23 protein-coding genes, 1 other RNA gene and 1 pseudogene are annotated in these 25529 nt (G+C 54.8%); 19 read left to right on the top strand and 6 right to left on the bottom strand.

All coding sequences use genetic code 11. The features are described 5' to 3' along the window. Nucleotides 1-58: 58 nt before the first annotated feature. From yfaE to nrdA, 4 genes are all read right to left on the bottom strand, one after another. A complete protein-coding gene (yfaE, locus tag ACTHSL_RS00685; protein ID WP_440379956.1) occupies nucleotides 59-364 on the bottom strand; it encodes a class I ribonucleotide reductase maintenance protein YfaE in 306 nt (101 codons plus the stop codon). A gap of 119 nt (nucleotides 365-483) precedes the next feature. Further along, nucleotides 484-1617: a class Ia ribonucleoside-diphosphate reductase subunit beta gene (gene nrdB, locus ACTHSL_RS00680; RefSeq protein WP_440379986.1), complete on the bottom strand. Its 1134-nt coding sequence runs from the start codon at nucleotides 1615-1617 to the stop codon at nucleotides 484-486. Between the two features lie 100 nt (nucleotides 1618-1717). After that, nucleotides 1718-3241 carry a Na+/H+ antiporter NhaC family protein gene (locus ACTHSL_RS00675; protein WP_440379985.1) on the bottom strand — a complete coding sequence of 508 codons (1524 nt, stop codon included), beginning with the start codon at nucleotides 3239-3241 and terminating at the stop codon, nucleotides 1718-1720. A gap of 203 nt (nucleotides 3242-3444) precedes the next feature. Continuing rightward, nucleotides 3445-5724, bottom strand: a complete 2280-nt coding sequence (gene nrdA / locus ACTHSL_RS00670) for a class 1a ribonucleoside-diphosphate reductase subunit alpha (RefSeq protein ID WP_440379955.1) — start codon at nucleotides 5722-5724, stop codon at nucleotides 3445-3447. A 508-nt stretch (nucleotides 5725-6232) separates the two neighbouring features. On the opposite strand from nrdA, the gene ACTHSL_RS00665 reads away from it, so the two are divergent. From ACTHSL_RS00665 to ilvD, 13 genes are all read left to right on the top strand, one after another. Continuing rightward, nucleotides 6233-6418 carry a hypothetical protein gene (locus tag ACTHSL_RS00665; protein ID WP_107992508.1) on the top strand — a complete coding sequence of 62 codons (186 nt, stop codon included), beginning with the start codon at nucleotides 6233-6235 and terminating at the stop codon, nucleotides 6416-6418. Between the two features lie 81 nt (nucleotides 6419-6499). Further along, entirely contained in the window at nucleotides 6500-7141 is a 642-nt protein-coding gene (gene leuD / locus ACTHSL_RS00660) for a 3-isopropylmalate dehydratase small subunit (protein WP_204811005.1), read from the top strand. 81 nt (nucleotides 7142-7222) lie between these two features. Further along, entirely contained in the window at nucleotides 7223-7678 is a 456-nt protein-coding gene (locus tag ACTHSL_RS00655; protein ID WP_204811007.1) for a hypothetical protein, read from the top strand. Nucleotides 7679-7723: 45 nt separating this feature from the next. Beyond that, nucleotides 7724-8071, top strand: a complete 348-nt coding sequence (locus tag ACTHSL_RS00650; protein ID WP_440379954.1) for a hypothetical protein — start codon at nucleotides 7724-7726, stop codon at nucleotides 8069-8071. 524 nt (nucleotides 8072-8595) lie between these two features. Further along, nucleotides 8596-9234, top strand: a complete 639-nt coding sequence (locus ACTHSL_RS00645) for a hypothetical protein (RefSeq protein ID WP_440379953.1) — start codon at nucleotides 8596-8598, stop codon at nucleotides 9232-9234. 48 nt (nucleotides 9235-9282) lie between these two features. Next, nucleotides 9283-9720: a DUF2625 family protein gene (locus tag ACTHSL_RS00640; protein WP_440379952.1), complete on the top strand. Its 438-nt coding sequence runs from the start codon at nucleotides 9283-9285 to the stop codon at nucleotides 9718-9720. 276 nt (nucleotides 9721-9996) lie between these two features. Continuing rightward, the gene (locus ACTHSL_RS00635) at nucleotides 9997-10722 is read left to right on the top strand and encodes an SH3 domain-containing protein (RefSeq protein ID WP_440379951.1); all 726 of its coding nucleotides are present in this window, start codon (nucleotides 9997-9999) and stop codon (nucleotides 10720-10722) included. Nucleotides 10723-10757: 35 nt separating this feature from the next. Further along, a complete protein-coding gene (locus ACTHSL_RS00630; RefSeq protein WP_440379950.1) occupies nucleotides 10758-11210 on the top strand; it encodes a YhcH/YjgK/YiaL family protein in 453 nt (150 codons plus the stop codon). Between the two features lie 10 nt (nucleotides 11211-11220). After that, nucleotides 11221-12084 carry a DUF1444 family protein gene (locus ACTHSL_RS00625; RefSeq protein ID WP_440379949.1) on the top strand — a complete coding sequence of 288 codons (864 nt, stop codon included), beginning with the start codon at nucleotides 11221-11223 and terminating at the stop codon, nucleotides 12082-12084. 109 nt (nucleotides 12085-12193) lie between these two features. Further along, a complete protein-coding gene (gene leuB, locus ACTHSL_RS00620) occupies nucleotides 12194-13264 on the top strand; it encodes a 3-isopropylmalate dehydrogenase (RefSeq protein ID WP_440379948.1) in 1071 nt (356 codons plus the stop codon). Nucleotides 13265-13365: 101 nt separating this feature from the next. After that, complete coding sequence (locus ACTHSL_RS00615; protein ID WP_440379947.1) at nucleotides 13366-14118, top strand: hypothetical protein; 753 nt, start codon at nucleotides 13366-13368, stop codon at nucleotides 14116-14118. Between the two features lie 113 nt (nucleotides 14119-14231). Next, nucleotides 14232-14987 (top strand): hypothetical protein, encoded by a 756-nt coding sequence (locus tag ACTHSL_RS00610; protein WP_440379946.1) that lies wholly within the window; start codon nucleotides 14232-14234, stop codon nucleotides 14985-14987. Between the two features lie 212 nt (nucleotides 14988-15199). Beyond that, complete coding sequence (ilvD, locus tag ACTHSL_RS00605) at nucleotides 15200-17059, top strand: dihydroxy-acid dehydratase (protein WP_440379945.1); 1860 nt, start codon at nucleotides 15200-15202, stop codon at nucleotides 17057-17059. Between the two features lie 58 nt (nucleotides 17060-17117). Here ilvD and ACTHSL_RS00600 read toward each other — a convergent pair whose 3' ends face one another. Next, nucleotides 17118-17285 carry a hypothetical protein gene (locus ACTHSL_RS00600; protein ID WP_440379944.1) on the bottom strand — a complete coding sequence of 56 codons (168 nt, stop codon included), beginning with the start codon at nucleotides 17283-17285 and terminating at the stop codon, nucleotides 17118-17120. Between the two features lie 68 nt (nucleotides 17286-17353). On the opposite strand from ACTHSL_RS00600, the gene ACTHSL_RS00595 reads away from it, so the two are divergent. From ACTHSL_RS00595 to ACTHSL_RS00575, 5 genes and pseudogenes are all read left to right on the top strand, one after another. Continuing rightward, on the top strand, nucleotides 17354-18193 hold the full coding sequence (locus ACTHSL_RS00595; RefSeq protein WP_440379943.1) for an alpha/beta hydrolase: 840 nt from the start codon (nucleotides 17354-17356) through the stop codon (nucleotides 18191-18193). A 76-nt stretch (nucleotides 18194-18269) separates the two neighbouring features. After that, a pseudogene (locus tag ACTHSL_RS00590) lies at nucleotides 18270-18713 on the top strand (GNAT family N-acetyltransferase). 118 nt (nucleotides 18714-18831) lie between these two features. After that, nucleotides 18832-19275, top strand: coding sequence for an EVE domain-containing protein (locus tag ACTHSL_RS00585; RefSeq protein WP_440379942.1), 444 nt, complete (start codon nucleotides 18832-18834; stop codon nucleotides 19273-19275). A 131-nt stretch (nucleotides 19276-19406) separates the two neighbouring features. Further along, nucleotides 19407-20261, top strand: coding sequence for a mechanosensitive ion channel family protein (locus tag ACTHSL_RS00580; RefSeq protein WP_440379941.1), 855 nt, complete (start codon nucleotides 19407-19409; stop codon nucleotides 20259-20261). A gap of 128 nt (nucleotides 20262-20389) precedes the next feature. After that, nucleotides 20390-21139, top strand: coding sequence for a DUF4336 domain-containing protein (locus ACTHSL_RS00575; protein ID WP_440379940.1), 750 nt, complete (start codon nucleotides 20390-20392; stop codon nucleotides 21137-21139). 74 nt (nucleotides 21140-21213) lie between these two features. On the opposite strand, the gene ffs is transcribed toward ACTHSL_RS00575, so the two are convergent. Beyond that, nucleotides 21214-21310: signal recognition particle sRNA small type (gene ffs / locus ACTHSL_RS00570), an RNA gene on the bottom strand. A 224-nt stretch (nucleotides 21311-21534) separates the two neighbouring features. Here ffs and ACTHSL_RS00565 point away from each other — a divergent pair. Further along, complete coding sequence (locus ACTHSL_RS00565) at nucleotides 21535-25365, top strand: DUF3683 domain-containing protein (RefSeq protein WP_440379984.1); 3831 nt, start codon at nucleotides 21535-21537, stop codon at nucleotides 25363-25365. Nucleotides 25366-25529: the final 164 nt, after the last annotated feature.

The raw sequence follows: 25529 nt of genomic DNA, 5'->3' as shown, positions 1-25529 counted from the left end.
GGCAGACAAGGTTGTAAAACGCGGCATTATAGCTGCCGGACATGGTTTGCGCAAGGGACTAACTGTCCATATTGCTGAACAAATCGCCTGCAAACAAATCCGGCTCACTCATTCTCGCGCAGCAATCGACCTTAATGTCCTCGTGAACCCGACAGCAACACGGCAGAATCTCACCGGGCGCGACAAAGGCGAGCGGGAAATCGTCGTAGGACACCCTGCCGTCCAATATTTTAACGCGACAGGAACCGCAATAGCCGCTGCGGCACTGGTATTCGACCTCGTGGCCGGTGCGCTCCAAGCCCTCCAATAAGGTTTCGCCCTCTTGAAGCTCGAAGGTTTTGTCGTGTGTACTGATGAGTGCCATTGTTATCTGTTTAAGCGGGAAAGGTCGTCTGCACGGTGCAACCGAAATCTTTCATTTCGTTTCTACACCTGTTCAGACGACCTCTGATGATGGAAATGCGGAAAAACCGCCGAGTTTGATTACAATTCGAAATCGCCCAAATCGTCCGCGCTGACTTCCGAATCAATTTGACCGATTAAATAAGAAGAAATTTCCACTTCCTGCGGCGCCACCTGTACATTGTCGGACGACAGCCACGCGTTAATCCATGGAATTGGGTTCTGGGTGGCTCCTTCGAATCCGGCAGGCAAGCCGACCGCCTGCATACGCAGGTTGGTGATGTATTCGACGTATTGCGCCAGAATTTCCTTGTTCAGACCGATCATCGAACCGTCTTTAAACAGATAGGCCGCCCATTCTTTTTCCTGCTCCGCCGCTTTTTTGAAGAGTTTGAAACATTCGTCCTGCAACTCGACGGCGATTTCCGCCATTTCAGGATCGTCGGCACCGGCGCGCATCAGGTTGAGCATATGCTGGGTGCTGGTCAGGTGCAGGGCTTCGTCGCGGGCAATCAGTTTGATGATTTTGGCGTTGCCTTCCATCAACTCGCGCTCGGCAAAAGCAAACGAGCAGGCAAATGAGACGTAGAAACGGATGGCTTCCAACACATTAACGCACATCAGGCAGAGATAGAGTTTTTTCTTCAACTCGCGCAAAGACACGGTAACGAGCTTGCCGCCGACATTGTGCGTCCCTTCGCCCAACAGGTTGTAATACTGGGTGTATTCGATTAAATCATCGTAATAGCAGGCAATGTCTTCGGCGCGGGCGATGATGTATTCGTTCTGCACAATGTCGTCGAACACGACCGACGGATCATTCACGATATTGCGGATAATATGGGTATAGCTGCGCGAGTGGATGGTTTCGCTGAAGCTCCACGTTTCAATCCAAGTCTCCAACTCGGGAATCGACACCAAAGGCAGCAAGGCAACGTTCGGACTGCGGCCTTGAATGGAATCGAGCAAGGTTTGGTATTTCAGATTGCTGATGAAAATGTGTTTTTCGTGTTCGGGCAGGTTCGCGTAGTCGATACGGTCGCGCGACACGTCGATTTCTTCCGGCCGCCAGAAGAAAGACAGTTGTTTTTCAATCAGTTTTTCAAATACTTCGTATTTCTGCTGGTCATAACGTGCAACATTAACAGGCTGACCAAAAAACATCGGCTCTTTAAGCGCGTCGTTTTTGGTTTTCAGGAAGGTACTGTAAGACATGGTCAAGTGTTCACAGGACATGGCGTTATTCTCTCTGTAAAACGGTTTTTCAGACGGCCTTCAACATCAAGGCCGTCTGAACGGATTAACGATTGCGGCTTCAGGCCAAACGGTCGGACGGTTTTTTCAACAGCCAAAACAGCACGGCCAACACAACGCCGGTCGCGGCAAATCCCAGCAGCGGCTGACGGCTGAAACCAAGCACCAGATAGCCGGCACCGGCCGCCCCGGCAACCGCCAATGCATACGGCAGCTGGGTGGTAACGTGATCCATATGGTTACACTGCGCACCGGTGGACGACAAGATGGTGGTATCCGAAATCGGCGAACAGTGGTCGCCGCACACCGCACCCGCCATCACGGCCGACATGCACGGCACAATTAACGCAGCATCGACTTTTACCGCCATTGCCGCAGCAATCGGCAGCATGATGCCAAACGTGCCCCAACTTGTGCCGGTGGCAAAAGCCATGATGCAGCCTAACGCAAACAGGATAAACGGCAGCAGGCCGGGATGGATGTTGCCGGCAACCAGCGTAGACAGGTAATCGCCAGTATGCATTTGGCCGACCACGATACTGATGAGCCACGCCAAAATCAGAATGGTGATGGCACCAAACATCGATTTCAGGCCGTGCCACACCGCCGTACCGTAATCACTTTTGCGTATCGTGCCGACGGTGCAAAGCAATACCGCCAACACACCCGAACTGCCGCCGACCACCAGCGACGTATTGACATCGGTTTTCTCAAACGCACCCAGCAGGCTGAAGGTTTCCAATTCGCGGCTGCCGGTGTAAATCATGGCGGAAACCGTGGCACAAATCAGTACCAAAACCGGCACAATCAGAGCATAAACACGGCCTGTCTGCCCGCTTGCAGACTGCGCATGGGTATGCGCATCCTCTTTTAAAGCATTTCGCTCGAAACGGGCCATCGAACCGATGTCATAAGAGAACCACGCCGTAACAAACACCATCAGCAACGCAAACAGGGCGTAATAATTCATCAGGCTCATCGCGGTGAAAATACCCATCGGCGTATATCCGTCGATATTGTACATCACCAGCAATCCCGACAAAGTGGCGATAATCGACGCCCCCCAACTTGAAACCGGCATCAGCACGCACATCGGGGCGGCGGTGGAATCGAGAATATAGGCCAGTTTTGCGCGGGAAACACGGAATTTGTCGGTAACGGGGCGTGCAATCGCGCCGACAGCCAAACTATGGAAGTAGTCGTCGATAAAGGTAACGAATACCAGGCAGGCGGTCAGCATTTTCGCACCGCGCCGCGATTTGATGCGCTGTTGCGCCCACTCGGCAAAAGCCTGATTGCTGCCGGAAAAAGTCAGCAACGACGTAAATACGCCGAGCAAGAGCAAAAACAGCAGGATTTTCGTTTTACCCCAGTCAAACGCGCCATCGGCATATACCAACGACACCGTAATGTCTTTCAGGTGCAACAGGCCGTCAAGCGGATTGCCGCCCGTCAGCATCAGTGCACCAACGATAATGCCTATGCCCAACGACAACAATACGCGGCGGGTAATCACAGCCAATGCCAACGCAAGAAACGGCGGCACGACCGACCAATAGGAGTGTGTGTAGTCCAGGAGTTGTATGATGATTCTCCCAAAAAGTTGGTTAATCGGGCGGCGGCGCAAACTCAGCCGCAGCAGTCGGTACGGAGCCGCAACGTTTAGGCGGCTGAAAGGCCGCCCATTGTATCGTTAATTGCCGTTTATGTGTAAAGAAGAGTTAAAGTGGAGAAATTTTCAGACGGCCTTTACGGGCAATAAGGCCGTCTGAAAACTGTCCACATTTATCAAATCTTACAAGCCCCGCCTGCGCAGCCGTCATCCTGAATATCGGTCTGCGTATCGTCCGCGCCGTCGCGGGTGTTGTGGTAGTACAGGGTTTTGACGCCGTATTTGTAGGCAGTCAGCAGATCTTTGAGCATTTGTTTCATGGAAACTTTGTTGCCTTCGAACTTACTCGGATCATAGGCAGTGTTGGCGGAAATCGCCTGGTCGACGAATTTTTGCATCACACCGACAAGTTTCAGGTAGCCTTCGTTGCCCGGAAGCTGCCATAGGGTTTCGTAGGCATCTTTCAGGGTTTCAAACTCCGGCACGACTTGTTTCAGGATACCGTCTTTCGATGCTTTAACCGTTACCAGTCCGCGCGGAGGCTCGATGCCGTTGGTGGCGTTGGCGATTTGCGAACTGGTTTCAGACGGCATGAGTGCGGTCAGGGTGGAGTTGCGCAGACCGTATTTGACGATGTCGGCGCGCAGGCTTTCCCAGTCGCACAACAGCGGTTCGCTGCACACGGCATCCAAGTCTTTTTTGTAAGTATCAATGGGCAGTTTGCCTTGCGAATAAACGGTTTGATTGAAGAGCGGGCATGCGCCGTATTCTTTGGCAAGGTTCACCGATGCTTTGAGCAGGTAATACTGCATGGCTTCAAAGGTGCGGTGAGTCAGGCCGAGCGCGGAATCGTCGCTGTAACGGACGCCGTTTTTCGCCAGATAGTAGGCGTAGTTGATGACGCCGATGCCGAGCGTGCGGCGGTTCATGGTCGCGGTGCGGGCGGCTTCGACCGGATAGTCTTGATAATCCAGCAAAGCATCGAGTGCGCGCACGGTCAAATCGGCAAGTCCTTCCAGCTCGTCCAAGCTGTTTAATGCGCCCAAGTTGAAGGCAGACAGGGTACACAGGGCGATTTCGCCGTTCGGGTCGTTGATGTTGTCCAGCGGTTTGGTCGGCAGGGCGATTTCCATGCACAGGTTGGACTGGTGCACGGGCGCGACGCGCGGGTCAAACGGGCTGTGCGTGTTGCAGTGGTCAACGTTTTGGATGTAGATGCGTCCCGTTCCGGCGCGTTCCTGCATCAGCGTGGAGAACAAATCGGTAGCCGACAAGGTGCGTTTGCGGATGTTCGGGTCTTGCTCGTATTTTGTGTAGAGACGTTCGAATTCATCTTGGTCGGCAAAGAACGCGTCGTACAGGCCGGGAACTTCGTTGGGCGAGAATAGCGTAATGTTGCCGCCTTTAATCAGGCGGGTGTACAGCAGGCGGTTAATTTGCACGCCGTAATCAAGCTGGCGGATGCGGTTGTCTTCCACGCCGCGGTTGTTTTTCAACACCAACAGGCTTTCGGCTTCGATGTGCCACAAGGGGTAGAACAAAGTTGCCGCGCCGCCGCGTACGCCGCCTTGCGAGCAGGATTTAACCGCCGCTTGGAACATTTTAAAAAACGGGATGCAGCCGGTATGTTGCGCTTCGCCGCCGCGAATTTCGCTGCCTAAACCGCGAATACGTCCGGCGTTGATGCCGATGCCCGCGCGTTGGGAAACGTATTTCACAATCGCGCTGGTGGTGGCGTTGATGGAATCCAGACTGTCGTCGCATTCAATCAATACGCAGCTTGAGAACTGGCGCGTAGGCGTGCGCACGCCGCTCATAATCGGAGTCGGTAACGATACTTTAAATGTGGAAACGGCGTCGTAAAAGCGTTTGACGTAATCCAAGCGCGTCTCTTGCGGGTATTTGCTGAAGAGACACATTGCCACCAAAATGTATAAGAACTGCGGTGTTTCATAAATCTGGCGGGTCACGCGGTTCTGCACCAGATATTTGCCTTCGAGCTGCTTCACGGCAGCGTAGGAAAAGGTCATGTCGCGGCTGTGGTCAATATAGGCGTTCAGCTCGTCAAACTCTTCTCGGCTGTAATCTTCGATGATGTGGCGGTCGTATTTGCCCGCATCGGTGAGTTTTTTAACGTGGTCGAACAGGTGCGGCGGTTCGAACTCGCCGTAAGCGATTTTGCGCAGGTGGAAAATCGCCAGACGCGCGGCGAGATATTGATAGTCGGGCGTATCCTGCGAAATCAGGTCGGCAGCCGCCTTGATGATGGTTTCGTGGATGTCGTCGGTGCGGATGCCGTTGTAAAACTGGATGTGCGATTTGAGCTCGACTTGCGATACGGAAACGTTTTTCAAGCCTTCCGCCGCCCAAGTAACGACGCGGTGGATTTTGTCTAAGTCGATATTTTCCAAACGTCCGTCGCGCTTGGTTACTTTAATGCTTACAGCGGCATTCATGCGTTACCCTTCCAACAATCAAAATACTAGATGTAGTATGGTTTATTCTCTCAAACTACAATATATCGTATTTTGCACACAGCTGACAGCTTGACAAAATACCGGCAGGCAGCTTAGAGAAGCCCCTCCGAACGGCGTAGATTTCCGCCTAATCGACGCTGCACATGAATGCATGCCTCCGCCCTAGCTGCCCAACCGAATACGTTAAAGTTTGTAATGACCATATGATGCAGGGGCATATATACAACAGCAGTGCCACAAAATGATGAAAAGTAATCCTTTCAGACGGCCTCAAGCTACAAAAAATCATTGAATTCAAACATATCATCCCGCCGCCCCTATTGCTTTCCCATTCCAACCCTATCCGGCCGGGCACTTTACACGACAGTGTAAAAAAACATTAAAATACCGTCCGAAAAGCGAAACGGACTACCAAATCCGTAATAATGGCGACACACGGGCAACCGCCCGCGTGTTTCGTTTAACCCATCAAACAAAGGAAACGATTATGAAAAAACTGCTTATTCTGACCGCCGCACTGGCTTTGGCTGCCTGCTCCAGCACTTGGAGCGGTGTAAAGCAAGACACCTCCCACAACGTCAGCCGCACGAAAGAGGCCGTAAAAGACGGAGGTAACGCCGTCGGCCGCGGCATCTCCCATGTCGGCGAAAAAATTGAAAACGCCACCGAATAATTAACCCGGAAGGCCGTCTGAAAACCGACACCGAAGTTTTCAGACGGCCTTTTCCAACCTCCAACCACAATACAAACCGCTATGAAATCCTTTACCCAGCTTACCGCCCTTGTCGCCCCACTCGACCGCGTGAACGTCGATACCGACGCCATCATCCCCAAACAATTTTTAAAATCCATCAAACGAAGCGGCTTCGGCCCCAACGCCTTTGACGAATGGCGTTACCTCGACCACGGCGAACCGGGTATGGACAACAGCAAACGGCCGCTGAACCCCGATTTCTCGCTGAACCAGCCGCGTTACCAAGGCGCGCAAATCCTGCTCACGCGCAAAAACTTCGGCTGCGGCTCCTCGCGCGAACACGCCCCTTGGGCATTGGATGATTACGGTTTCCGCGCCGTCATCGCCCCCAGCTTCGCCGACATCTTCTTCAACAACTGCTACAAAAACGGCCTCCTGCCCATCGTGCTAACCGAAGAACAAGTCGACCAGCTTTTCAAAGAAGTTGAAGCCACCGAAGGCTATCAGCTCTCCATCGACCTTGCCGAGCAAACCCTGATCACCCCGAGCGGCGAAACGTTCAAATTCGACATTACCGAACACCGCAAACACTGTCTGCTCAACGGTTTGGACGAAATCGGCCTGACCTTGCAGCATGCAGACGACATCAAAGCGTTTGAAGCGCAACGCCGCCAAAGCCAGCCTTGGCTGTTTAACGGTTAAAACAGCAGGCAGCCTGTATGTTCAATGAACAGGCTGCCTGTTTTGCCACCCACCCGACTGCGTATGAGAGGGACAAATCGAATGGCCAAGAAAAAAATCGACCCGCAAGACATTGCTGCCGCCACGCGGGAACATCCGTATTCATTAACTCAAAACGTCTGCACCTACAATATTGTGTATGACACTGCGCTGCAATCGCCCTTTCCGCCGGAAACCGACCCGCTGACATTCCGTCGTGTCGGCGGGCAACGTCAATTTGTCTATGCTGACAAAAACCATGCCTACCATTTCGTCCGCCGTCCGCCCGAAGGCATGGACGATATGGAGTTTTGCTGCCGACCTTTAGAATTTCAGCAGCAATATCAGGGCTATGAAATTGCCGCAGGCATCGATGGCGGCAGCCTGAAACACTTGGGTGGCGCGGACAGCGATTTGTTCCAGGACAAAAACGGTTATTATTGGCAGCGCGGACTGCTGTTGCAGCCTGCCGATGATTTAGATGAAGTACGGGAATACCTGCGGCTGATAAAACCATAAGTTTCAGACGGCCTGTTACCTGAAACCTTATCGAAAGGAAACGCTATGAAAGCTATGCATGTTTGGATGGCCGCGCTGCTGACCGCTGCTTCTTTTTCAGCCCGTGCCGAAGGCGTGCACAGCAAAGAGCAGGCGATTCGGCGCGTGTCCGAATCCGTGGCTCGCAATCAGCTGACCAGCCTGAAACCCGAATGCCTGATGTTTATGGCGGAGAAAACCAAACAAGGCTACACGGTGGACGTGCGCGAAAAACACGATGCCCAATGCGGCGGCGACCCGGCAACCGCTCCGCGTTTGTTCAGTTATGAAATCGACCGGCGCAGCGGCAAAATGAAAACCGATGCTGCCGCACCCGATAGCGAATGGACAGGCGAATACCGCGCCATCGATTGAAAATAATGTGCAGGCTGCTTTCCCATTGCCAAAAAGCAGCCTGCACTTTTTACGGAAACCCGATTGATTCTGAACACGATGATGATTATCCCGCTGGTTCAGGTTTTGTATTATGATGGCATTGTCAAAACCAATATGATTGGTTTTGGATGAAGCAGTGTCGTTCAGCCGGATAAAAGATAGCAAAGTTGGGTGACACAGACCGTCTGAAAAAGCAGTACACATAACGGGCAAACTCGGGATGGCGGCATTCTTGTTTTTCAGACGGCCGAATCTGCTTTACAGATGGCGGGCTTCCAAAATTCCGTACCTGCTTCTGCTGCTGTCTTTTTTATGTTTTCACGCTGAAGGGCAGAAAGATAGAGATGATGAAACGACCATTTTTATCGTTGCTGGTCCTTTTCCTGTTGGCAGGCTGCCAACGGGACGCGGCCGTTTCCCAGCCAACCGCACTATCCGGTGCTGTTTCCTCACCCGCCGTTCCGTGTGGCAAACTGAGTAAGCCCGCCGATATTGACGACCTGTTGCAACAAATCCGCGCGGAACTCGGCAGCACCTGCTTGTTTGATTTGAGTGCGCAGCAGCTGGAAACAGCATGGGGCATAAAAGTGTTTGATTTTCGAGGCCTGAACTGGGAACAGATCGAGGAACTGGATATTCAGGCCAATGCCTTCCGCAAAACGGAAAACGCCTTCTACATCCTGCGCCTGCCACCCAACCCCGACCACAACACCGTCGGCTATCCCTACACCTACACCGATGAAATCCGTATTGAAGCCGGCGACAAACTGATAGCAGAAAAAGGGTTCGGTATCGGACGTGACAGCACACGCCAGCGTTTTCCCACCTCGTTTCCACCGCCGGACTACATTGGGATACCGATGGAAATGGATGTGGGGCTCAATCCCGCTTTCAGTGAGAAGCCGCCCATGCCCAGCGATTTCGATTGGTTCGCCGCGCACGTCTGGTCTAACCCGGATAAAAATCCGGAATTGCCGCACCTGATGATTTTTGCCGAAATGGGCGGTATACCGAATGAAATTGTCGTCTACCGCCAGGCACTTTCGAAAAGCTATCCTTTTTACTGCAACAATCTGGAAAGATGCGGTGGGAGGTATCGGCAATGGTATGAGCAGTATCAGAGCGATAAGGCGGCGCAGTAAAACGAATCGACAAGAATTCGGATAGGGCAAGCCTGAGCTACCCATTCCGTGAAAATCCTGCCGTGCGGCCTCGGCAGCTGGAATCTCGGCCGCACCCAAGCCGAACCCACCGTGCCCGCTCCCTATTATCTGATTGCAAACGATGCCGCCGGCGGCTATTTCGCCCTCAACGGCGGCGGATTGGACGGCACCCCCGGCAATGTTTTCTACCTCCCGCCGGATACCCTCGAATGGGAAGATTGCGAAAAAGGCTATGGCGATTTTTTGCATTGGGCATTAGTAGGCGACCTGCAGATGTATTATGAAAACCTGCGCTGGCAAAATTGGCGCGAAGAAATCCGCAATTTGAGTGGCGACAATGTTTATACGTTCTTTCCATTTTTATGTACCGAAGAAGGTGGCGACATCAACCAAGTCAGCCGCAAGCCTATCCCCATTGCCGAACATTATGCTTCCACTTTAGATTTACAAAAATCTATCCTGTAAGGAATGCTTTTTCAGACGACTTTTTTATCAAAGCCAAATTTGGCGGGAAGAGACCTTTGCAAAAATAGTCTGTTAACGAAATTTGACGCATAAAAATGTGCTAAAAAATTTTCAATCGACTAAAACCTTTCTGATACTGAGAAAAAAGTGGAAGAAATCAGGGAGGTTCCTCATTTTGAAAATGGTGTTGAGCATAAAATTTTAATAACTTATGTTATTGCAAAGGTCTCGGGAAATATAACCTGAGATATATAAAACCATTCACTCACGACCACCATGAAAAAAATTATCCTGCTCCCTATACTTCTTATCAGCCTCGCCACACATGCGGAATTCTCAGAAATTCAAGATCCTGACGGATACAGCAACTTACGCGAAAAACCGAACACCCAAAGCCGAATCCTGACCAAAATTCCAAATGGCACCCATGTTTATACCCCCGAGATGGACGGAAAGCTTCATTTAGAACACGGTTGGCAGATGACCTACGATTTGCGCGGTAAAAAAAGCCTGGATGGTTGGGTGCATACTTCGCGACTGATTCCGTTGTCGCATTATGAAAGTATCCCCGTTACGGCTACTGCCGACGGTTTTACCTGTCAAAAAAACGGCATGGGCGTGCGCATTAAATCGGAACGTTTCAACTATAAAAAAGAAAAACATCTGTTTACACACGATCAATACGGACTTTCCCATTATCGCGGAAAAGAAATGTTCGGCACTGACGGTACAATTCCATTCAGCCACTATCGTGAAATTGCCTTTTTCCGCAACGGTAAAACACAAATCGCCCCCCGAGCCCAATATGACCACCTGTTCAACCCATATTTTGAAAAGGCAGGCGATAATACGCAACTGAGCCACTGTTACTACCGCGCTAAAGACGACACCCTTTTCTTAACGACCGTTATCGGAGATGGTGCCGCCTATACCGAAGTCTTATTTGTCTTCCGGCAAGGCATCCTGAAGAACGTATTGGCTTCGCTACACCCTGAGGTTTAATTTTCAGACGGCCTTTTCATCTCTTTCTGCAAAACATGATTACCGACACCATCACCAACGCCGCCCGCTACGCCGCACTGCACCCCGACTTTGCCGATGCCGTCCACCTACTGCAAACGCTGGATTTCGCCGCCCTGCCCGACGGTCAAGTGCCGTGCGCAAACCCCAATATCCGTCTCTTTATCGGCAGCGAACCGATGAGGAGCAAAGCCGAGGCAAAGCCCGAAGCGCATTTGAAACACATCGACATCCAAGTCCCCATCAGCGGGGAAGAAACCTACGGTTGGATAGACAGGGGCCGTCTGAAAAACGGTTTGGGCTACGACGAAAAGCGCGACATCGAATTTTTCGACTGCGAACCGGAAACCTGGCTCACGCTCCAACCGGGCGAGTTCGCCCTCTTCTTTCCCAACGACGCGCACGCCCCGCTGGTGGGCGGAGAAAAAACCATACGCAAAGCTGTCTTTAAAATCCGTGTTGCAGAATAAGGAGCCTGATATGTCTTTTTGGAAAAAACTGTTCGGCGGCAAGCCCAAACTCATGGATTGGCGTGAATTCTGCCAACATTTCGCCGATGCGGCAAACCGCGAACCGGGCGTGTCGGCAGCCATCGAATGGGCGGATACGCCGCACGACACCTATATCGCGATTACCGCCGAAGGAGAGGCCGAATCGGGCAGGCTGTACGTCGCCAACGCCTACGCGCAATACAGCCAAGACCCCGAAGGCTTGGACGGGCTGCTGGCCGCCCATCTGACCGCTATGCGGCAAATGGCATCGGCAATACAAGAGTCTGCCGCCATTGAAAGCGGGCAAATCCGCATCACGCTGAAAAACGCGGCCTGGCTGGACGAAATACGGGAACTAAACGGCCCGTCAACCGAAGAATTGCCGCTTTGCGAACCGCTAGCCGGCGACATACTGCTGGTGTACATGCTGGATTTGAGTACCGCCATGCGCTCGATGACGCAGGCCGACGCCGACAAATTGGGCTTGTCCGACCGTACCAAACTGCGTGAAACCGCATTGGACAATATCCGCCGCCTGATCAGGCAGGACGGCCTCGAAACCGACCGCGCCGAAGGGCACAGCCTGTGCCAAATCCGCTTGGACGGCTTTTACGATACCGCGCTGGTGCTGCTGCTGGACGAAATCCTGCATGACGATGCCGTTTTGGCCGCCAACCCCGTCTTTGCCGTCCCCGCCCGCGACGCGCTTTTGCTGTGCAACCCCGCCGATGAAGAGAGCCTGTACGCGCTGGCCGATTTGACACGGCAGGCATATAGCGAATCGGCTTATACCGTATCCGACATCCTGTATCAGTATCACAAAGGCAGCATCAGCATTTTCCAAAGCCATTGAACGGCAAAAGGCCGTCTGAAAGAAAATTTTTCAGACGGCCTTCCGTTATAATCCGCATTTCAGACGGCCTGCCGTCGGAAACTCCCCCAACCAAACAAGGAAACCCGAAATGACCAAACAAATCGCCATCCTGCCCGGAGACGGCATCGGCCCCGAAATTACCGCCCAAGCCGTGCGCGTACTCGACAAACTGATTTCAGACGGCCTGGACGCACGTTACGAATACGCCCCCTTGGGCGGTGCGGCCTACGACCAATACGGCCACCCCTATCCCGAATTTACGCAAAACCTGTGCCGTGCCGCCGACGCCGTGCTGCTCGGCGCGGTCGGCGGGCCACAATACGACACACTCGAACGCCCGCTGCGCCCCGAACGCGGCCTCTTGGCCATCCGCAAAGACCTGGGCCTGTTTGCCAACCTGCGCCCCGCCGTTTTATACAAAGAACTTGCCGACGCCTCCACATTAAAACCCGAAGTCGTGGCCGGACTGGACATCCTCATCGTGCGCGAACTCACCGGCGACATCTACTTCGGCGAACCGCGCGGCATCCGCACGCTGGAAAACGGCGAGCGCGAAGGCTACAACACCATGAAATACAGCGAGTCCGAAATCCGCCGTATTGCCAAAATCGCCTTCGAAGCGGCGCAAAAGCGCAACAAAAAACTCTGCTCCGTCGATAAGGCCAACGTACTGGAAACCACCGAACTGTGGAAAGAAATCTTCAACGAAGTTTCCAAAGATTATCCCGACGTCGAACTCTCCCACATGTATGTGGACAACGCCGCCATGCAGCTCGTGCGCGCGCCCAAACAGTTTGACGTGATTGCCACCGGCAACATCTTCGGCGACATTCTAAGCGACCAGGCCTCCATGCTCACCGGCTCCATCGGCATGCTGCCCTCCGCCTCCCTGAACGAAAGCGGCAAAGGCCTGTACGAACCGTCGCACGGCTCCGCGCCCGACATCGCCGGACAAGACAAAGCCAACCCGCTGGCCACGATTTTGTCGCTGGCCATGCTGCTGCGCTACAGCCTGAACGACGAAGCCCGCGCCCGACAAGTCGAAAACGCCGTGCAAAAAGTGTTGGAACAAGGCCTGCGTACCGCCGACATTATGCAGGACGGAGGCAAACTCGTCTCCTGCTCCGAAATGGGCAGCGCAGTCGTCGCCGCACTTTAAAACCTAAAAGAGGCCGTCTGAAAACACCGTTTTGCCAAACCAACGCCGCCCTCCCGTTTTCAGACGGCCTGCAACTTGCCCTACCGACAAAGAGGCCGAACATGAACATCAAAATCCTGCTTCCCGCCTTAACCACCGCCTTCTTCCTAAGTGCCTGCGGCAGCGTCCCGAAACCGCAAAGCAACCTGCTGACGATTGCCGAATTCGAAAGTGACAACAGCATCGTCAGCCAAATCAGCAAACCCGAACAACGGATTATCGCCTACTACGACGGCGAATTCCGAAAAAAGGCCAAGCCTGCCAAAGGCGGCTACTACCGCATGCTACTGGGCCGCACAGCCGAAGGCCGGGCCGTTGTCCAAGATTTTTATCAAGACAACGGCGCACGCCAAAGTTCCCCCTTCATCATTCCCGACGATAAAAAATTGAAGCTGGCCGATCCGTTCGACATCGGCTTGAACGGCAAAATAGCCTTTTACAGCCGCGAAGGCCGTCTGAAACGCATAAGCCGCTATAAAAACGGCCTTGCCGTCGAAGAATGGCGATACGACCTCAAAAACCGCCTGATCAACCACACTTCCACCACTCCATCGGGCGACAGCAGCATCCTCACCTACGGTGAAAACGGCAAGCTGCTCCACAGCTTCACATTTCAAGAAGATACCGGTTCTTCAGCGTATTATCGCCCCGACGGCAGCCTGATATACACCATCAGATACGACGTAAGTGAAGACAGCACGGTCATCTTGGATGCCCGCGGCCGGCCCGCTTCGCAAGAATTGCAAGACGAAGCCGAACGCTTCCTCAGGCCGCGCATGGATGAATTGGACGAATTGGAAAAATTGGACAACTAAACCCATCCACCAATCGAGGCCGTCTGAAAACAAAACCCCGTGAAAAAAACGCCGCCCTCCCGTTTTCAAACGGCCTGCACCTCACCCGAAACCTAACGACGAAAAGGCTAAACATGAACATCAAAATCCTGCTTCCCACCCTTACTGCCGCACTCCTCCTGAATGCCTGCGGCAGCATCGTCCCGAAACCGCAAACTGACCTGTTTACGATTGCCAAATTTGAAAGCGACAACACCATCGTCAGCCAAATCAGCAATCCCGAACGGCAAATTATCGCCTACTACGACAACAATCACCGAGAGAGTGCCAAGCCTGCAAAAGGCGGCTACTACCGCATGCTGCTGGGGCGCACCGCCGAAGGCCGGGCCGTTATCCAAGACTTTTACCAAGACAACGGCGCACGCCAAATTTCCCCCGTCATCATTCCCGACGATCAAAAATTGAAGCTGTCCACCCCGCTCGAAATCGGGTTGAACGGCAAAATGGCCTTTTACAGCCGTAAAGGCCGTCTGCAAAGCATAGGCCTATATGAAAACGGCCGCGTCGTCGAAGAATGGACATACGACCTCAAAGACCGTCTGATCAGCCATAACTACGGCACCCAAAGAAGTAGCAGCCACGCCGTCTACGGAGAAAACGGCAAGCTGCTCCACCACTTCAAATATCAGCAAAACACCGGAATCGAATCCAAGTTTTACCGCCCGGACGGCAGCCTGATGTATACCTTCCGCCATGATAAGGCAACAGACAAAACAACCGTCGTGGACATCCACGGCAACCCCGTATCGCAAGAATTGCAAGATGAAGGCAAACGCCTCGTCGAGCCGCGTATGGACGAATTGGACAAATTGGCAGAATCGGACGAATAAACCCATCCGCCAATCGAGGCCGTCTGAAAACCCGCCTCCGAACCGCCGCAGGATTTTTCAGACGGCCTCCTTCCCCGTCCCGCAGCATTTCTTATCATGCTGCATTTCATATAAAATACCGACAGCAAAGGCCGTCTGAAACCGAGGTTGTACCAACCGAGACCTTTTCAGACGGCCTTCTCCAAACACCAGCCAATCAAAGGAATACAAAAATGCCAGACTACCGCTCCAAAACCTCCACCCACGGCCGCAATATGGCGGGTGCACGCGCATTGTGGCGCGCCACCGGCGTGATGGAAACCGACTTCGGCAAGCCCATCATCGCCGTTGCCAACTCGTTCACCCAATTCGTACCCGGCCATGTCCACTTGCACAACATGGGCCAACTGGTTGCCCGCGAAATTGAAAAAGCGGGCGCAATCGCCAAAGAATTCAACACCATCGCCATCGACGACGGCATCGCCATGGGACACAGCGGCATGCTGTACTCCCTGCCCAGCCGCGATTTGATTGCCGACTCCATCGAATACATGGTCAACGCCCACTGCGCCGACGCGCTGGTGTGCATTTCCAACTGCGACAAAATCACCCCTGGAATGCTGATTGCCGCCATGCGCCTGAACATCCCGACCATCTTTGTTTCCGGCGGTCCGATGGAAGCGGGCAAGGTCATCGGCGTGGCCAACATCCAGCCCGAACGCCGCTTGGACTTGATTGACGCCATGATTGAATCGGCGGACGACAATGTCAGCAACCAACAGGTCGAAGAAGTCGAACAAAACGCCTGCCCGACCTGCGGCTCCTGCTCCGGCATGTTCACCGCCAACTCCATGAACTGCCTGACCGAAGCGCTCGGCCTGTCCCTGCCCGGCAACGGCTCCTACCTCGCCACCCACGCCGGCCGCAAAGAATTGTTCCTCGAAGCCGGCCGCATGATTGTCGAAATCACCAAACGCTATTACGAACAAAACGACGAAACCGTGCTGCCGCGCAGCATCGCCACCAAAAAAGCGTTTGAAAACGCCATGACCATGGACATCGCCATGGGCGGCTCCACCAACACCATCCTGCACTTGCTCGCCGTCGCCAACGAAGCGGGCGTGGATTTCAAAATGGCCGACATCGACCGCCTGAGCCGCGTCGTGCCCTGCATCTGCAAAACCGCGCCCAACAACCACGACTACTACATGGAAGACGTGCACCGCGCCGGCGGCATCTTCGCCATCCTGAAAGAATTGGACAAAGCGGGCAAACTGCACACTGACGTGTACACCATCCACGCACCGACGCTGAAAGACGCGATTGAAAAATGGGACGTGACCAATCCCGAAAACACCCACGCCATCGAACGCTTCAAAGCCGCCCCCGGCGGCGTGCGCACCACCCAAGCGTTCTCGCAAAACCGCATGTGGAAAACCCTCGACCTCGACCGCGAAAAAGGCTGCATCCGCAACGTCGAACACGCCTATTCGCAAGACGGCGGTTTAGCGGTACTCTTCGGCAACATCGCCGAACGCGGCTGCGTGGTGAAAACCGCAGGCGTGGACGAGAGTATCCTCAAATTCACCGGCCGCGCCCGCGTGTTTGAAAGCCAAGAAGCCGCCGTTGAAGGCATTTTGGGCAACCAAATCGTGGCAGGCGATATCGTCATCATCCGCTACGAAGGCCCTAAAGGCGGCCCGGGCATGCAAGAAATGCTGTATCCGACTTCTTACCTGAAATCCAAAGGTTTGGGCAAAGCCTGCGCCCTGCTGACCGACGGCCGCTTCTCCGGCGGTACTTCCGGCCTGTCTATCGGCCACGCTTCACCTGAAGCGGCAGAAGGCGGCGCAATCGGTTTAGTACACGAAGGTGACACGATTGAAATCGACATCCCTAACCGCAGCATCAACCTGAAAGTGTCCGACGAAAAGCTAGCCGCCCGCCGAGCCGAAATGGAAGCGCGCGGCAGCAAAGCGTGGAAACCGGAAAACCGCGACCGCTACGTCTCCGCCGCCCTGCGCGCTTACGGCGCAATGGCGACTTCCGCCGACAAAGGCGCGGTGCGCGACGTATCGCAAATCGAACGGTAAAACAGTGCGACAATAAAGATTTTCAGACGGCCATACGGTATCGTAGGTCGTCTGAAACCTAAAAAGCAGCCTGCACTTTTTCGCCCAAGAAGACAACGGACACAGCTTTTTCGCGCTGGACTACCGCAACACCGGCGCAAACGGCGAACCACTCGTCATCAATATCTATCAGGACGATTTGACGGAAGAATACATTGCAGACAGCTTCTCCGGTTTCGTCTGGCACCTGACCGAAGACGAGTAAGGTTTTTCAGGCAACCTGAAACCCTGTCCCCACCCACCCGAAAGAATCCCATGACTCCCGAACAGCAAACCCAAATCGCCGCCTTAGACCGGATACACGGCGGCAGCCTCTCCCCAGAATTTGTTGCAGCAACCTACCAACTGTTTGCCCCCACAGCCCCTTCGCCCGAACACGTCCGGCGCGACCTTGCCTACGGTGGGCACAAACACCAGAAATTCGACCGCTACGGCCTGCCCGACAAATCGGACATCATCGTCTATATACACGGCGGCGGCTTTGTTGCCGGCAGCAAAGGCAACCCCGACAGCCCGTTTTTCGCCAATATCGGCGCATGGGCGGAAGCCAGTGGAATGCAGGCCGTCGTTCCCGACTACCGCCTTGCCCCCGACTATCCCTATCCTGATGCACGGGACGACATTACCAGCGTTGTCGGCCTGCTGCACCGCGAACGGCCCGATGCGCGGATTTGGCTTGTCGGGCAGTCCGCAGGCGCGGCCCATGTTGCCGATGCACTCGCCTTCGGGCAACGCCAAAACGTGCCGCTGCCGGTTGCAGGCGTAATCATGTTTTCGGGGATTTACGACCCGCCGTCAGCAGGCACGCACCCGGGCATCAGTGCCTATTACGGCGCGCCGTCCGAACGCACCGGCAATCTGCCGCAACTCGGCCGAATCCGCGTGCCCGCGCTTTACACCGTCTCGCAATACGACCCGCCGTTGTTCCGGCAGCAGGCGCAGGCTTTGCGCGATGCCTGCCCGCAGGCCGACTTACGCGAACTGCCGCACCACAACCACCTTTCCACAGCATTAAGCATCGGCGGCCCGCAGGACGATGTCGGTGCAATGTTGCTGGACTTTATCAGACAGAATACTTCTGCCCACGCGGCATAACCCACACCGTTTTCAGGTAGCCTGAAAGCCCTTGGAGACCACCTCGCCGATAAATATCGTCCCGCTAGCGGAACAGCTGCAGCACATCGACACCCTCGCCCACGCCCTGCACGCCGAATGACACGATTTCGCCCCGTGGCAGAACGTGAAAAAAATCCGCACCTATTACGCCCGCTGCTTGGAAGACAATGACCTGCTGCTTGCCTGGCTGGCGGTGGACGGTGGGCGACTGCTCGGTTCGGCCGCACTGAAACGGCACGACATCGCCGCGCTGCCGCAATACGAATACTGGCTGGGCGACGTGTTCGTGCTGCCCGAAGCACGCGGGCGCGGCGTGGGCAGGCATCTGATGGAACACGCCCTGATTGAAGCGCAGCGGCTCGGCCTGCCCGAACTCTATCTTTACACGCCCGACGTGCAGGCGGTGTACGCCAAATACGGCTGGCGCGAAATTGAAACGCGGCCGCATAACGGCGAAACCGTGTCGGTGATGCGGCTGGCATTGGGCAGCGGCGCGTAGGGTAGGATAGGCGTTTTCAAGCAGCCTGAATGCCGTCTGAAACCCCAAAAAGCAGCCTGCACTTTCGGAAAATCCAAGTGCAGGCTGCTTCAAATCCGCAACCGATAGAAAGACAATAATGACGAAATATTGGATTGGCACCGTATCCCAAGAACACGTCCTGCGCGGCGTGGCAGGCGGGTTCTGCCAAGTGTGCCACGGCAAAGCCGCACCGCTCAACCGCATGAAGCGCGGCGACTGGCTGCTTTATTACAGCCCGAAAATCCGCATGGACGACGCGGAAAAACTGCAAGCCTTTACCGCATTCGGTCAAATTACGGACGATACCGCCTATCCGTTCCAAATGAGCGAGACCTTCATCCCCTTCCGCCGCAATGTGGACTATGCCGAAACCCGCCGCAACTGCCCGATAGACATCATCCGCACGCATCCCGAATGGAAAAAATACGCCGCTATGCTGCGTTACGGACATTTTGAAATCAGCCGCGATTTCTTTGATTTTGTGCGGACGTATATGCAGTCGCCGCCCGACACAGTCTGGCAACAACAGGGATTTTTGTAAGGCGGGCACCGGCTGCCCACGCGTTTTCAGGCTGCCTGAAAAACAAAACGCGCAGGCATTCCGCCGCCAAAGGCAGCCTGAAACTGCACAGCATCAGAAATTCTCAATACACATCAATGGAGTAACACTATATGAACAATATGGACATCAACCTAGACCAACTCTCTTCCCTTTCCGGCTGGCAGCGGTTGGCCGAAATGGGTATGTCGTTCGGCACCAACCTTCTGGCCGCTCTGGCCATTTTCCTTATCGGCAAATGGATCGTTACCTATCTCGTCATCCTGATGAAGGCCACGCTGACCCGTGCCAAAGTGGATAGGACGCTGGTCAGCTTCCTCGGCAACGTGGCCAATATCGGTTTGCTTATCCTCGTCATCATCGCCGCACTGGGCAAACTGGGCATCCCCACCACATCGGTTACTGCCTTAATCGGCGGCGCGGGATTGGCGGTCGCCCTGTCGCTGAAAGACCAACTGTCGAACTTTGCTGCCGGCGCGCTGATTATCCTGTTCCGCCCGTTCAAAGTGGGCGATTTCATCAAAGTGAACGGCTTTGAAGGCTTTGTGAGTGAAATCAAAATGGTGCAGACTGCATTGATCACACCGGACAACGAAGAAGTTATCCTGCCCAACAGCGTGGTGATGAGCAACAGCATTGTAAACCGCTCTTCCGATCCGCTGTGCCGTGCCCAAGTGGTGGTGGGTGTGGATTACGCCTGCGATTTAAAAGCCGCCAAAGCCGCTGTGCTGAAAGCCGCCACCGAACATCCGCTGTGTGTGCAGACAGCAGGCCGGGAAGCCGTGGCACACGTGACCAATCTGGGCGACAGCGCCATTGAAATCACACTGTGGGCATGGACGAACGAGGCCAATTTGGGCGCGTTCCGCTTCGGGCTGAACGAGCAGGTGGTGGAAAACCTGCGCGCCGCAAAAATCAACATCCCATTCCCGCAGCGCGATGTGCATATTATCGGGCAGCAGGCGTAAAGGAGTATTCTAAATCAGTAGCCGTATATCGGATTTTCGAATCAGGCATCTACCCAAAGGCCGTCTGAAAGTAAAAATTTATCCCCAACCATCCTGTATCCGAAATTCTATCAAAACGAAAGTAACCCATGACAAACACTTCCGTCCCGCTCTATCAACCGCTTAATACGCTAAAACCCGTTGCCGACAATATTTGGATAGCAGACGGCGGCATTATCCACATGGATATGGTGGTGGCCAAAGTTCCGTTTTCCACACGCATGACCATTGTGCGGCTGTCAGACGGCAGCTTGTGGTGTCATTCCCCGATTGCGCCTGACGAGCAGTTGTTCCGGCAAATTGACGCACTCGGCGAGGTGCGCCATCTGGTTTCCCCCAACTATATCCACTACGCACACATCGGCGCGTGGAAAAAACGTTATCCGCAGGCAGCCGCATGGGCCAGCCCCAACGTTCGCGAACGCGCTGCAAAGCAGAAGATTACCGTCTGCTTCGATAAAGATTTGGCGGATACCGCGCCGGAAGATTGGTCGGCAGACATTGCCCAGCATATTTTCGGCGGCAGCAAAGTGATGCAGGAAGCCGTGTTTTTCCACCGCGCCAGCAAAACACTGATACTGACGGATTTGATAGAGAATTTTGAAACCGACAAAATGAACTGGTTTTGGCGCAGTGTAATGAAGCTGGCCGGCAATACCGACCCTGACGGAAAAGCGCCCATTGATATGCGCGCCACGTTTACCGACCGCGCCGCCGCCCGTGCCAGCCTTGCCGCCATCAAAGCATGGCAGCCTGAAAAAATTATCTTAGCGCATGGCCGCTGTTATTGGGAAAACGGCGCGGCAGAATTGGAACGCGCATTCCGCTGGCTGGATTAAAGGCTGTCTGAAACTTTTCAGACGGCCGCAAAAGCAAAACACCGAACATGGAAATGTTCGGTGTTTTTTGATAGGGCGGCGAGCCTAACCCCCGGCACTGACTTATCAGAGTGGGCTGCTGGCTTCCGCCCCTGACCCGTTGCTCCAACTCACCATGCGGGGAGACCCGCCATAAGGAAGGCGCGGATTATAACCGTATTGCGGCAAAACACCAAGCGGTATTTTCCCTGCCCCGCTTTCGTCCGCCCTCATTGCAAACAAGCGGATTGTCTACAGTTTAGACTTGAAATAACATTGAAGTTACATTACATTACAAACCATCACAAATCCGGCCGGGCTTTCAGACGGCCTCAATAACAAAACGACGGCAAATGCCGCAACACGGACACCAAACCATGACGACTGCCACACAACAACGCATCCGCGAAATCCCCTACAACTACACTTCTTATTCCGACCGGGAAATCGTCGGCCGGCTGTTGGGCGAAAAGGCTTGGCAGACGCTGGAAGATTTGCGCGGACGGCGCAAAACGGGGCGTTCGGCGCGGATGCTGTTTGAAGTGTTGGGCGATATTTGGGCGGTGGTGCGCAATCCTTATCTGGTGGACGACCTGCTCGAACACACCCATCGCCGCGAAGCCCTGGTGCGCGAAATGCGCCACCGTTTGAACGAAATCCAAAAGCGGCGCGACGACGACCCGCAGGTGGGCGAGCTTTTGCAGGCGGCGGAAAACGCCGTGTCCGCCTTCGACGGCAGTTTTGAAGCCACGCGCAAAAAGCGGGCGCAGATTTTGGCCAAGCTGTCCAAGCATACGAAAAAACACAATATTATGTTCGACGGACTGGCGCGGGTAACGCACGTTACCGATGCGACCGACTGGCGCGTCGAATATCCTTTTGTCGTCGTCAATCCCGACACGGAAGCCGAAATCGCGCCCTTGGTGCGCGCGCTGATTGAGTTGGATTTGACGATTATCCCGCGCGGCGGCGGCACGGGTTATACCGGTGGTGCCGTGCCTTTGGATGCCATGAGCGCGGTCATCAATACGGAAAAGCTGGACAAACATCGCGGCGTGGAGTTTGTCGAACTGGCGGGCTTGGACGGCAAGCATCCGATTATCCATTGCGGCGCGGGCGTGGTTACGCGGCGGGTGGAAGAAACCGCGCATCAGGCAGGTTTGGTGTTTGCCGTTGATCCGACTTCCGCCGATGCGTCCTGCGTGGGCGGCAATGTGGCGATGAACGCGGGCGGCAAAAAAGCCGTGTTGTGGGGGACGGCGTTGGACAACCTCGCCTACTGGCAGATGGTCAACCCGCAGGGCGAATGGCTGCGCATCGAGCGCGTGCGCCACAATTTCGGCAAAATCCATGACGAAGAAACCGCCGTGTTCGACGTTCACACGCTGGATTCAGACGGCCTCAATGTCGTTAAAACCGAACGCTTGAAAATCCCCGGCCACAAATTCCGCAAAGTCGGTTTGGGCAAAGACGTTACCGACAAATTCTTGAGCGGCCTGCCCGGCGTGCAGAAAGAAGGCACGGACGGCATCATCACCAGCGTCGCCTTCGTGTTGCACAAAATGCCGAAATACACGCGCACCGTGTGTATGGAGTTTTTCGGCACGGTCGCCACCGCCACGCCTTCTATTGTCGAAATCCGCGATTTCCTGCTCGCTCACGACAGCGTGCGGCTGGCGGGTTTGGAACATTTGGACTGGCGTTATGTCCGCGCCGTCGGTTACGCCACCAAAGCGGCGGGTAAAGGACGGCCGAAAATGGTCTTGCTGGCAGACGTGGTTTCCGACGACGAAGCCGCCGTAGAGGCAGCCGCCGAACACATCTGCGAACTTGCCCGCGCCCGCGACGGCGAAGGCTTTATCGCCGTGTCGCCCGAAGCGCGCAAAACCTTCTGGCTCGACCGTAGCCGCACCGCCGCCATCGCCAAACACACCAACGCCTTTAAAATCAACGAAGACGTGGTGATTCCGCTGGAACGGCTGGGCGAGTATTCGGACGGTATCGAACGCATCAACATCGAGCTTTCCATCCAAAACAAACTCACCCTCTGCGCCGCATTGGAGCAATATCTTTCCGGCAAACTCCCCATCGACAAAATGGGCACGGACCTGCCGACCGCCGAACTTTTGGGCGAACGCGGCAAACACGCCCTTGCCCACGTTTGCGCCGTTAAAGCGCGTTGGAACTGGTTGCTCGCCAATCTCGATACGCCACTTGCCGACTACAAAGCCCGCTACGGCTCAGCCGTCCATGCCGCGCCCGAAGCCAAAGACGACGAGAGCTGTTTCACCGCCTTCCGCGACTTCCGTTTGCGTGTGTCCGTCAAAGACGACGTAATGAAACCGCTCGCCGAAATCTTCAGCGGCAAAACCGACACCAAAATCATCGAAGGCTTGGGCAAAATCCACGCCAAAACCGTGCGCGGGCGTGTCTTCGTCGCGTTGCATATGCACGCCGGCGACGGCAACGTCCACACCAACATCCCCGTCAATTCCGACGACTACGAAATGCTGCAAACCGCGCATAAGGCCGTGGCGCGGATTATGAACATCGCCCGCAGCTTGAACGGCGTGATTTCCGGCGAGCACGGCATCGGCATCACCAAACTCGAATTCCTGTCGGACGAAGAAATGCAGCCCTTCTGGAACTACAAGGCCAAAGTCGATCCGCACGGCCGCTTCAACCGCCGCAAGCTGATGAAAGGCTCGGATTTGCGCCACGCCTACACCCCGTCTTTCGAACTGCTGGGCGCGGAATCGCTGATTATGGAACAGTCCGATTTGGGCAAAATCACCGAATCGGTAAAAGACTGCCTGCGCTGCGGCAAATGCAAACCCGTCTGCTCCACTCATGTGCCGCGCGCCAACCTGCTGTACAGCCCGCGCAACAAAATCCTGGGCGTGGGGCTTTTGACCGAAGCCTTCCTGTACGAAGAACAAACCAGACGCGGCGTATCGCTGAAACACTTCGACGAACTCAACGACGTGGCCGACCATTGCACCGTGTGCCACCGCTGCGTCAAACCCTGCCCCGTCAATATCGACTTCGGCGACGTTACCGTGGCCATCCGCAACCTGTTGAGAAAGGCGGGCAAACGCCACTTCAACCCCGCCGTATCCGCCGGATTGGCCTTTTTGAACGCCAAAGACCCGCGCGCCATCAACCTGATGCGCAAAGGCGTGGTTCAGGCGGGCTTCAAAATGCAGACCATGGGCTACGATTTGGCGAAAAAACTGCATTTGGGCGCGGAGAGCCTGAAAAACGCGCCGAAAACCACGGTCGGCAAGCCGTCCGTCAAAGAACAAGTCATCCACTTCGTGAACCGCCCGCTGCCACGCCATGTGCCGCTGCAAACCGCCCGCGCCATGCTCGGCATCGAAGGCGACAAACACATCCCCATCATCCGCAACCCCGAACTGCCCGAAGATACCGAAGCCGTGTTCTACTTCCCCGGCTGCGGCTCGGAACGCCTGTTCTCCCAAGTCGGGCTGGCCACGCAGGCCATGCTCTGGCACGTCGGCGTGCAAACCGTTCTGCCGCCCGGCTACCTGTGCTGCGGCTACCCGCAAAACGCCCACGGCGATGCCGACAAAGCGGACAAAATGGTTACCGACAACCGCGTCCTGTTCCACCGCATGGCCAACACCCTGAATTATCTCGACATCAAAACCGTCGTCGTCTCCTGCGGAACGTGTTACGACGCGCTGGCCGAATACCGCTTCGAAGAAATCTTCCCCGGCTGCCGCATCATCGACATCCACGAATTTTTACTGGAAAAAGGCGTGAAACTGCAAGGCATACAGGGCACGCAATACCTGTACCACGACCCCTGCCACACGCCGATAAAGACCATGAACCCGACCAAACTGGCGGGCGAACTCTTGGGCAAAGACGTGGTATTGAGCGACCGCTGCTGCGGCGAATCGGGCATGTTCGCCACCAAACGCCCCGACATCGCCAGCCAGGTGAAATTCCGCAAACAGGAAGAAATCGAGAAAAACCTGGCGCAGCTCCCGCCCGCCGAACAGGTGAAAATCATCACCACCTGCCCGGCCTGTATGCAGGGTTTGAGCCGCTACGAAGAAGACAACAACATCAAAGCCGACTACATCGTCATCGAAATGGCGCGCGGCATCTTGGGCGAAACCTGGCAGGACGATTTCGTGCAAAAAGCGAAAAACGGCGGCGTGGAGCAAGTGTTGCTGTAAAGCCGGAAAAGTTTTCAGACGGCCTCAAAGGCCGTCTGAAAAATACCGCATCCGAAAAAACATGCCGACCAACCGCCGATAGGCGAAACCGAATCTCCCGCCCCATTCCCGCCGAATGCCCGCATCTTCCGGCCGATTTCGCAACAGCAATCCGCCTATCCTGC

This window comes from Neisseria sp. P0008.S010, assembly GCF_051962715.1.
GTDB classification, from domain to species: Bacteria; Pseudomonadota; Gammaproteobacteria; order Burkholderiales; family Neisseriaceae; genus Neisseria; species Neisseria elongata.
Note: the sequence above shows the minus strand (reverse complement) of the source record. Positions and strands in the feature narration are given on the sequence as shown.

Coding starts and splice junctions, on each gene's coding strand:
- yfaE (WP_440379956.1), bottom strand. CDS start 364: ATGGCACTCATCAGTACACACGACAAAACCTTCGAGCTTCAAGAGGGC.
- nrdB (WP_440379986.1), bottom strand. CDS start 1,617: ATGTCTTACAGTACCTTCCTGAAAACCAAAAACGACGCGCTTAAAGAG.
- nrdA (WP_440379955.1), bottom strand. CDS start 5,724: ATGAATGCCGCTGTAAGCATTAAAGTAACCAAGCGCGACGGACGTTTG.
- ACTHSL_RS00665 (WP_107992508.1), top strand. CDS start 6,233: ATGAAAAAACTGCTTATTCTGACCGCCGCACTGGCTTTGGCTGCCTGC.
- leuD (WP_204811005.1), top strand. CDS start 6,500: ATGAAATCCTTTACCCAGCTTACCGCCCTTGTCGCCCCACTCGACCGC.
- ACTHSL_RS00655 (WP_204811007.1), top strand. CDS start 7,223: ATGGCCAAGAAAAAAATCGACCCGCAAGACATTGCTGCCGCCACGCGG.
- ACTHSL_RS00650 (WP_440379954.1), top strand. CDS start 7,724: ATGAAAGCTATGCATGTTTGGATGGCCGCGCTGCTGACCGCTGCTTCT.
- ACTHSL_RS00635 (WP_440379951.1), top strand. CDS start 9,997: ATGAAAAAAATTATCCTGCTCCCTATACTTCTTATCAGCCTCGCCACA.
- ACTHSL_RS00630 (WP_440379950.1), top strand. CDS start 10,758: ATGATTACCGACACCATCACCAACGCCGCCCGCTACGCCGCACTGCAC.
- ACTHSL_RS00625 (WP_440379949.1), top strand. CDS start 11,221: ATGTCTTTTTGGAAAAAACTGTTCGGCGGCAAGCCCAAACTCATGGAT.
- leuB (WP_440379948.1), top strand. CDS start 12,194: ATGACCAAACAAATCGCCATCCTGCCCGGAGACGGCATCGGCCCCGAA.
- ACTHSL_RS00615 (WP_440379947.1), top strand. CDS start 13,366: ATGAACATCAAAATCCTGCTTCCCGCCTTAACCACCGCCTTCTTCCTA.
- ACTHSL_RS00610 (WP_440379946.1), top strand. CDS start 14,232: ATGAACATCAAAATCCTGCTTCCCACCCTTACTGCCGCACTCCTCCTG.
- ilvD (WP_440379945.1), top strand. CDS start 15,200: ATGCCAGACTACCGCTCCAAAACCTCCACCCACGGCCGCAATATGGCG.
- ACTHSL_RS00595 (WP_440379943.1), top strand. CDS start 17,354: ATGACTCCCGAACAGCAAACCCAAATCGCCGCCTTAGACCGGATACAC.
- ACTHSL_RS00585 (WP_440379942.1), top strand. CDS start 18,832: ATGACGAAATATTGGATTGGCACCGTATCCCAAGAACACGTCCTGCGC.
- ACTHSL_RS00580 (WP_440379941.1), top strand. CDS start 19,407: ATGAACAATATGGACATCAACCTAGACCAACTCTCTTCCCTTTCCGGC.
- ACTHSL_RS00575 (WP_440379940.1), top strand. CDS start 20,390: ATGACAAACACTTCCGTCCCGCTCTATCAACCGCTTAATACGCTAAAA.
- ACTHSL_RS00565 (WP_440379984.1), top strand. CDS start 21,535: ATGACGACTGCCACACAACAACGCATCCGCGAAATCCCCTACAACTAC.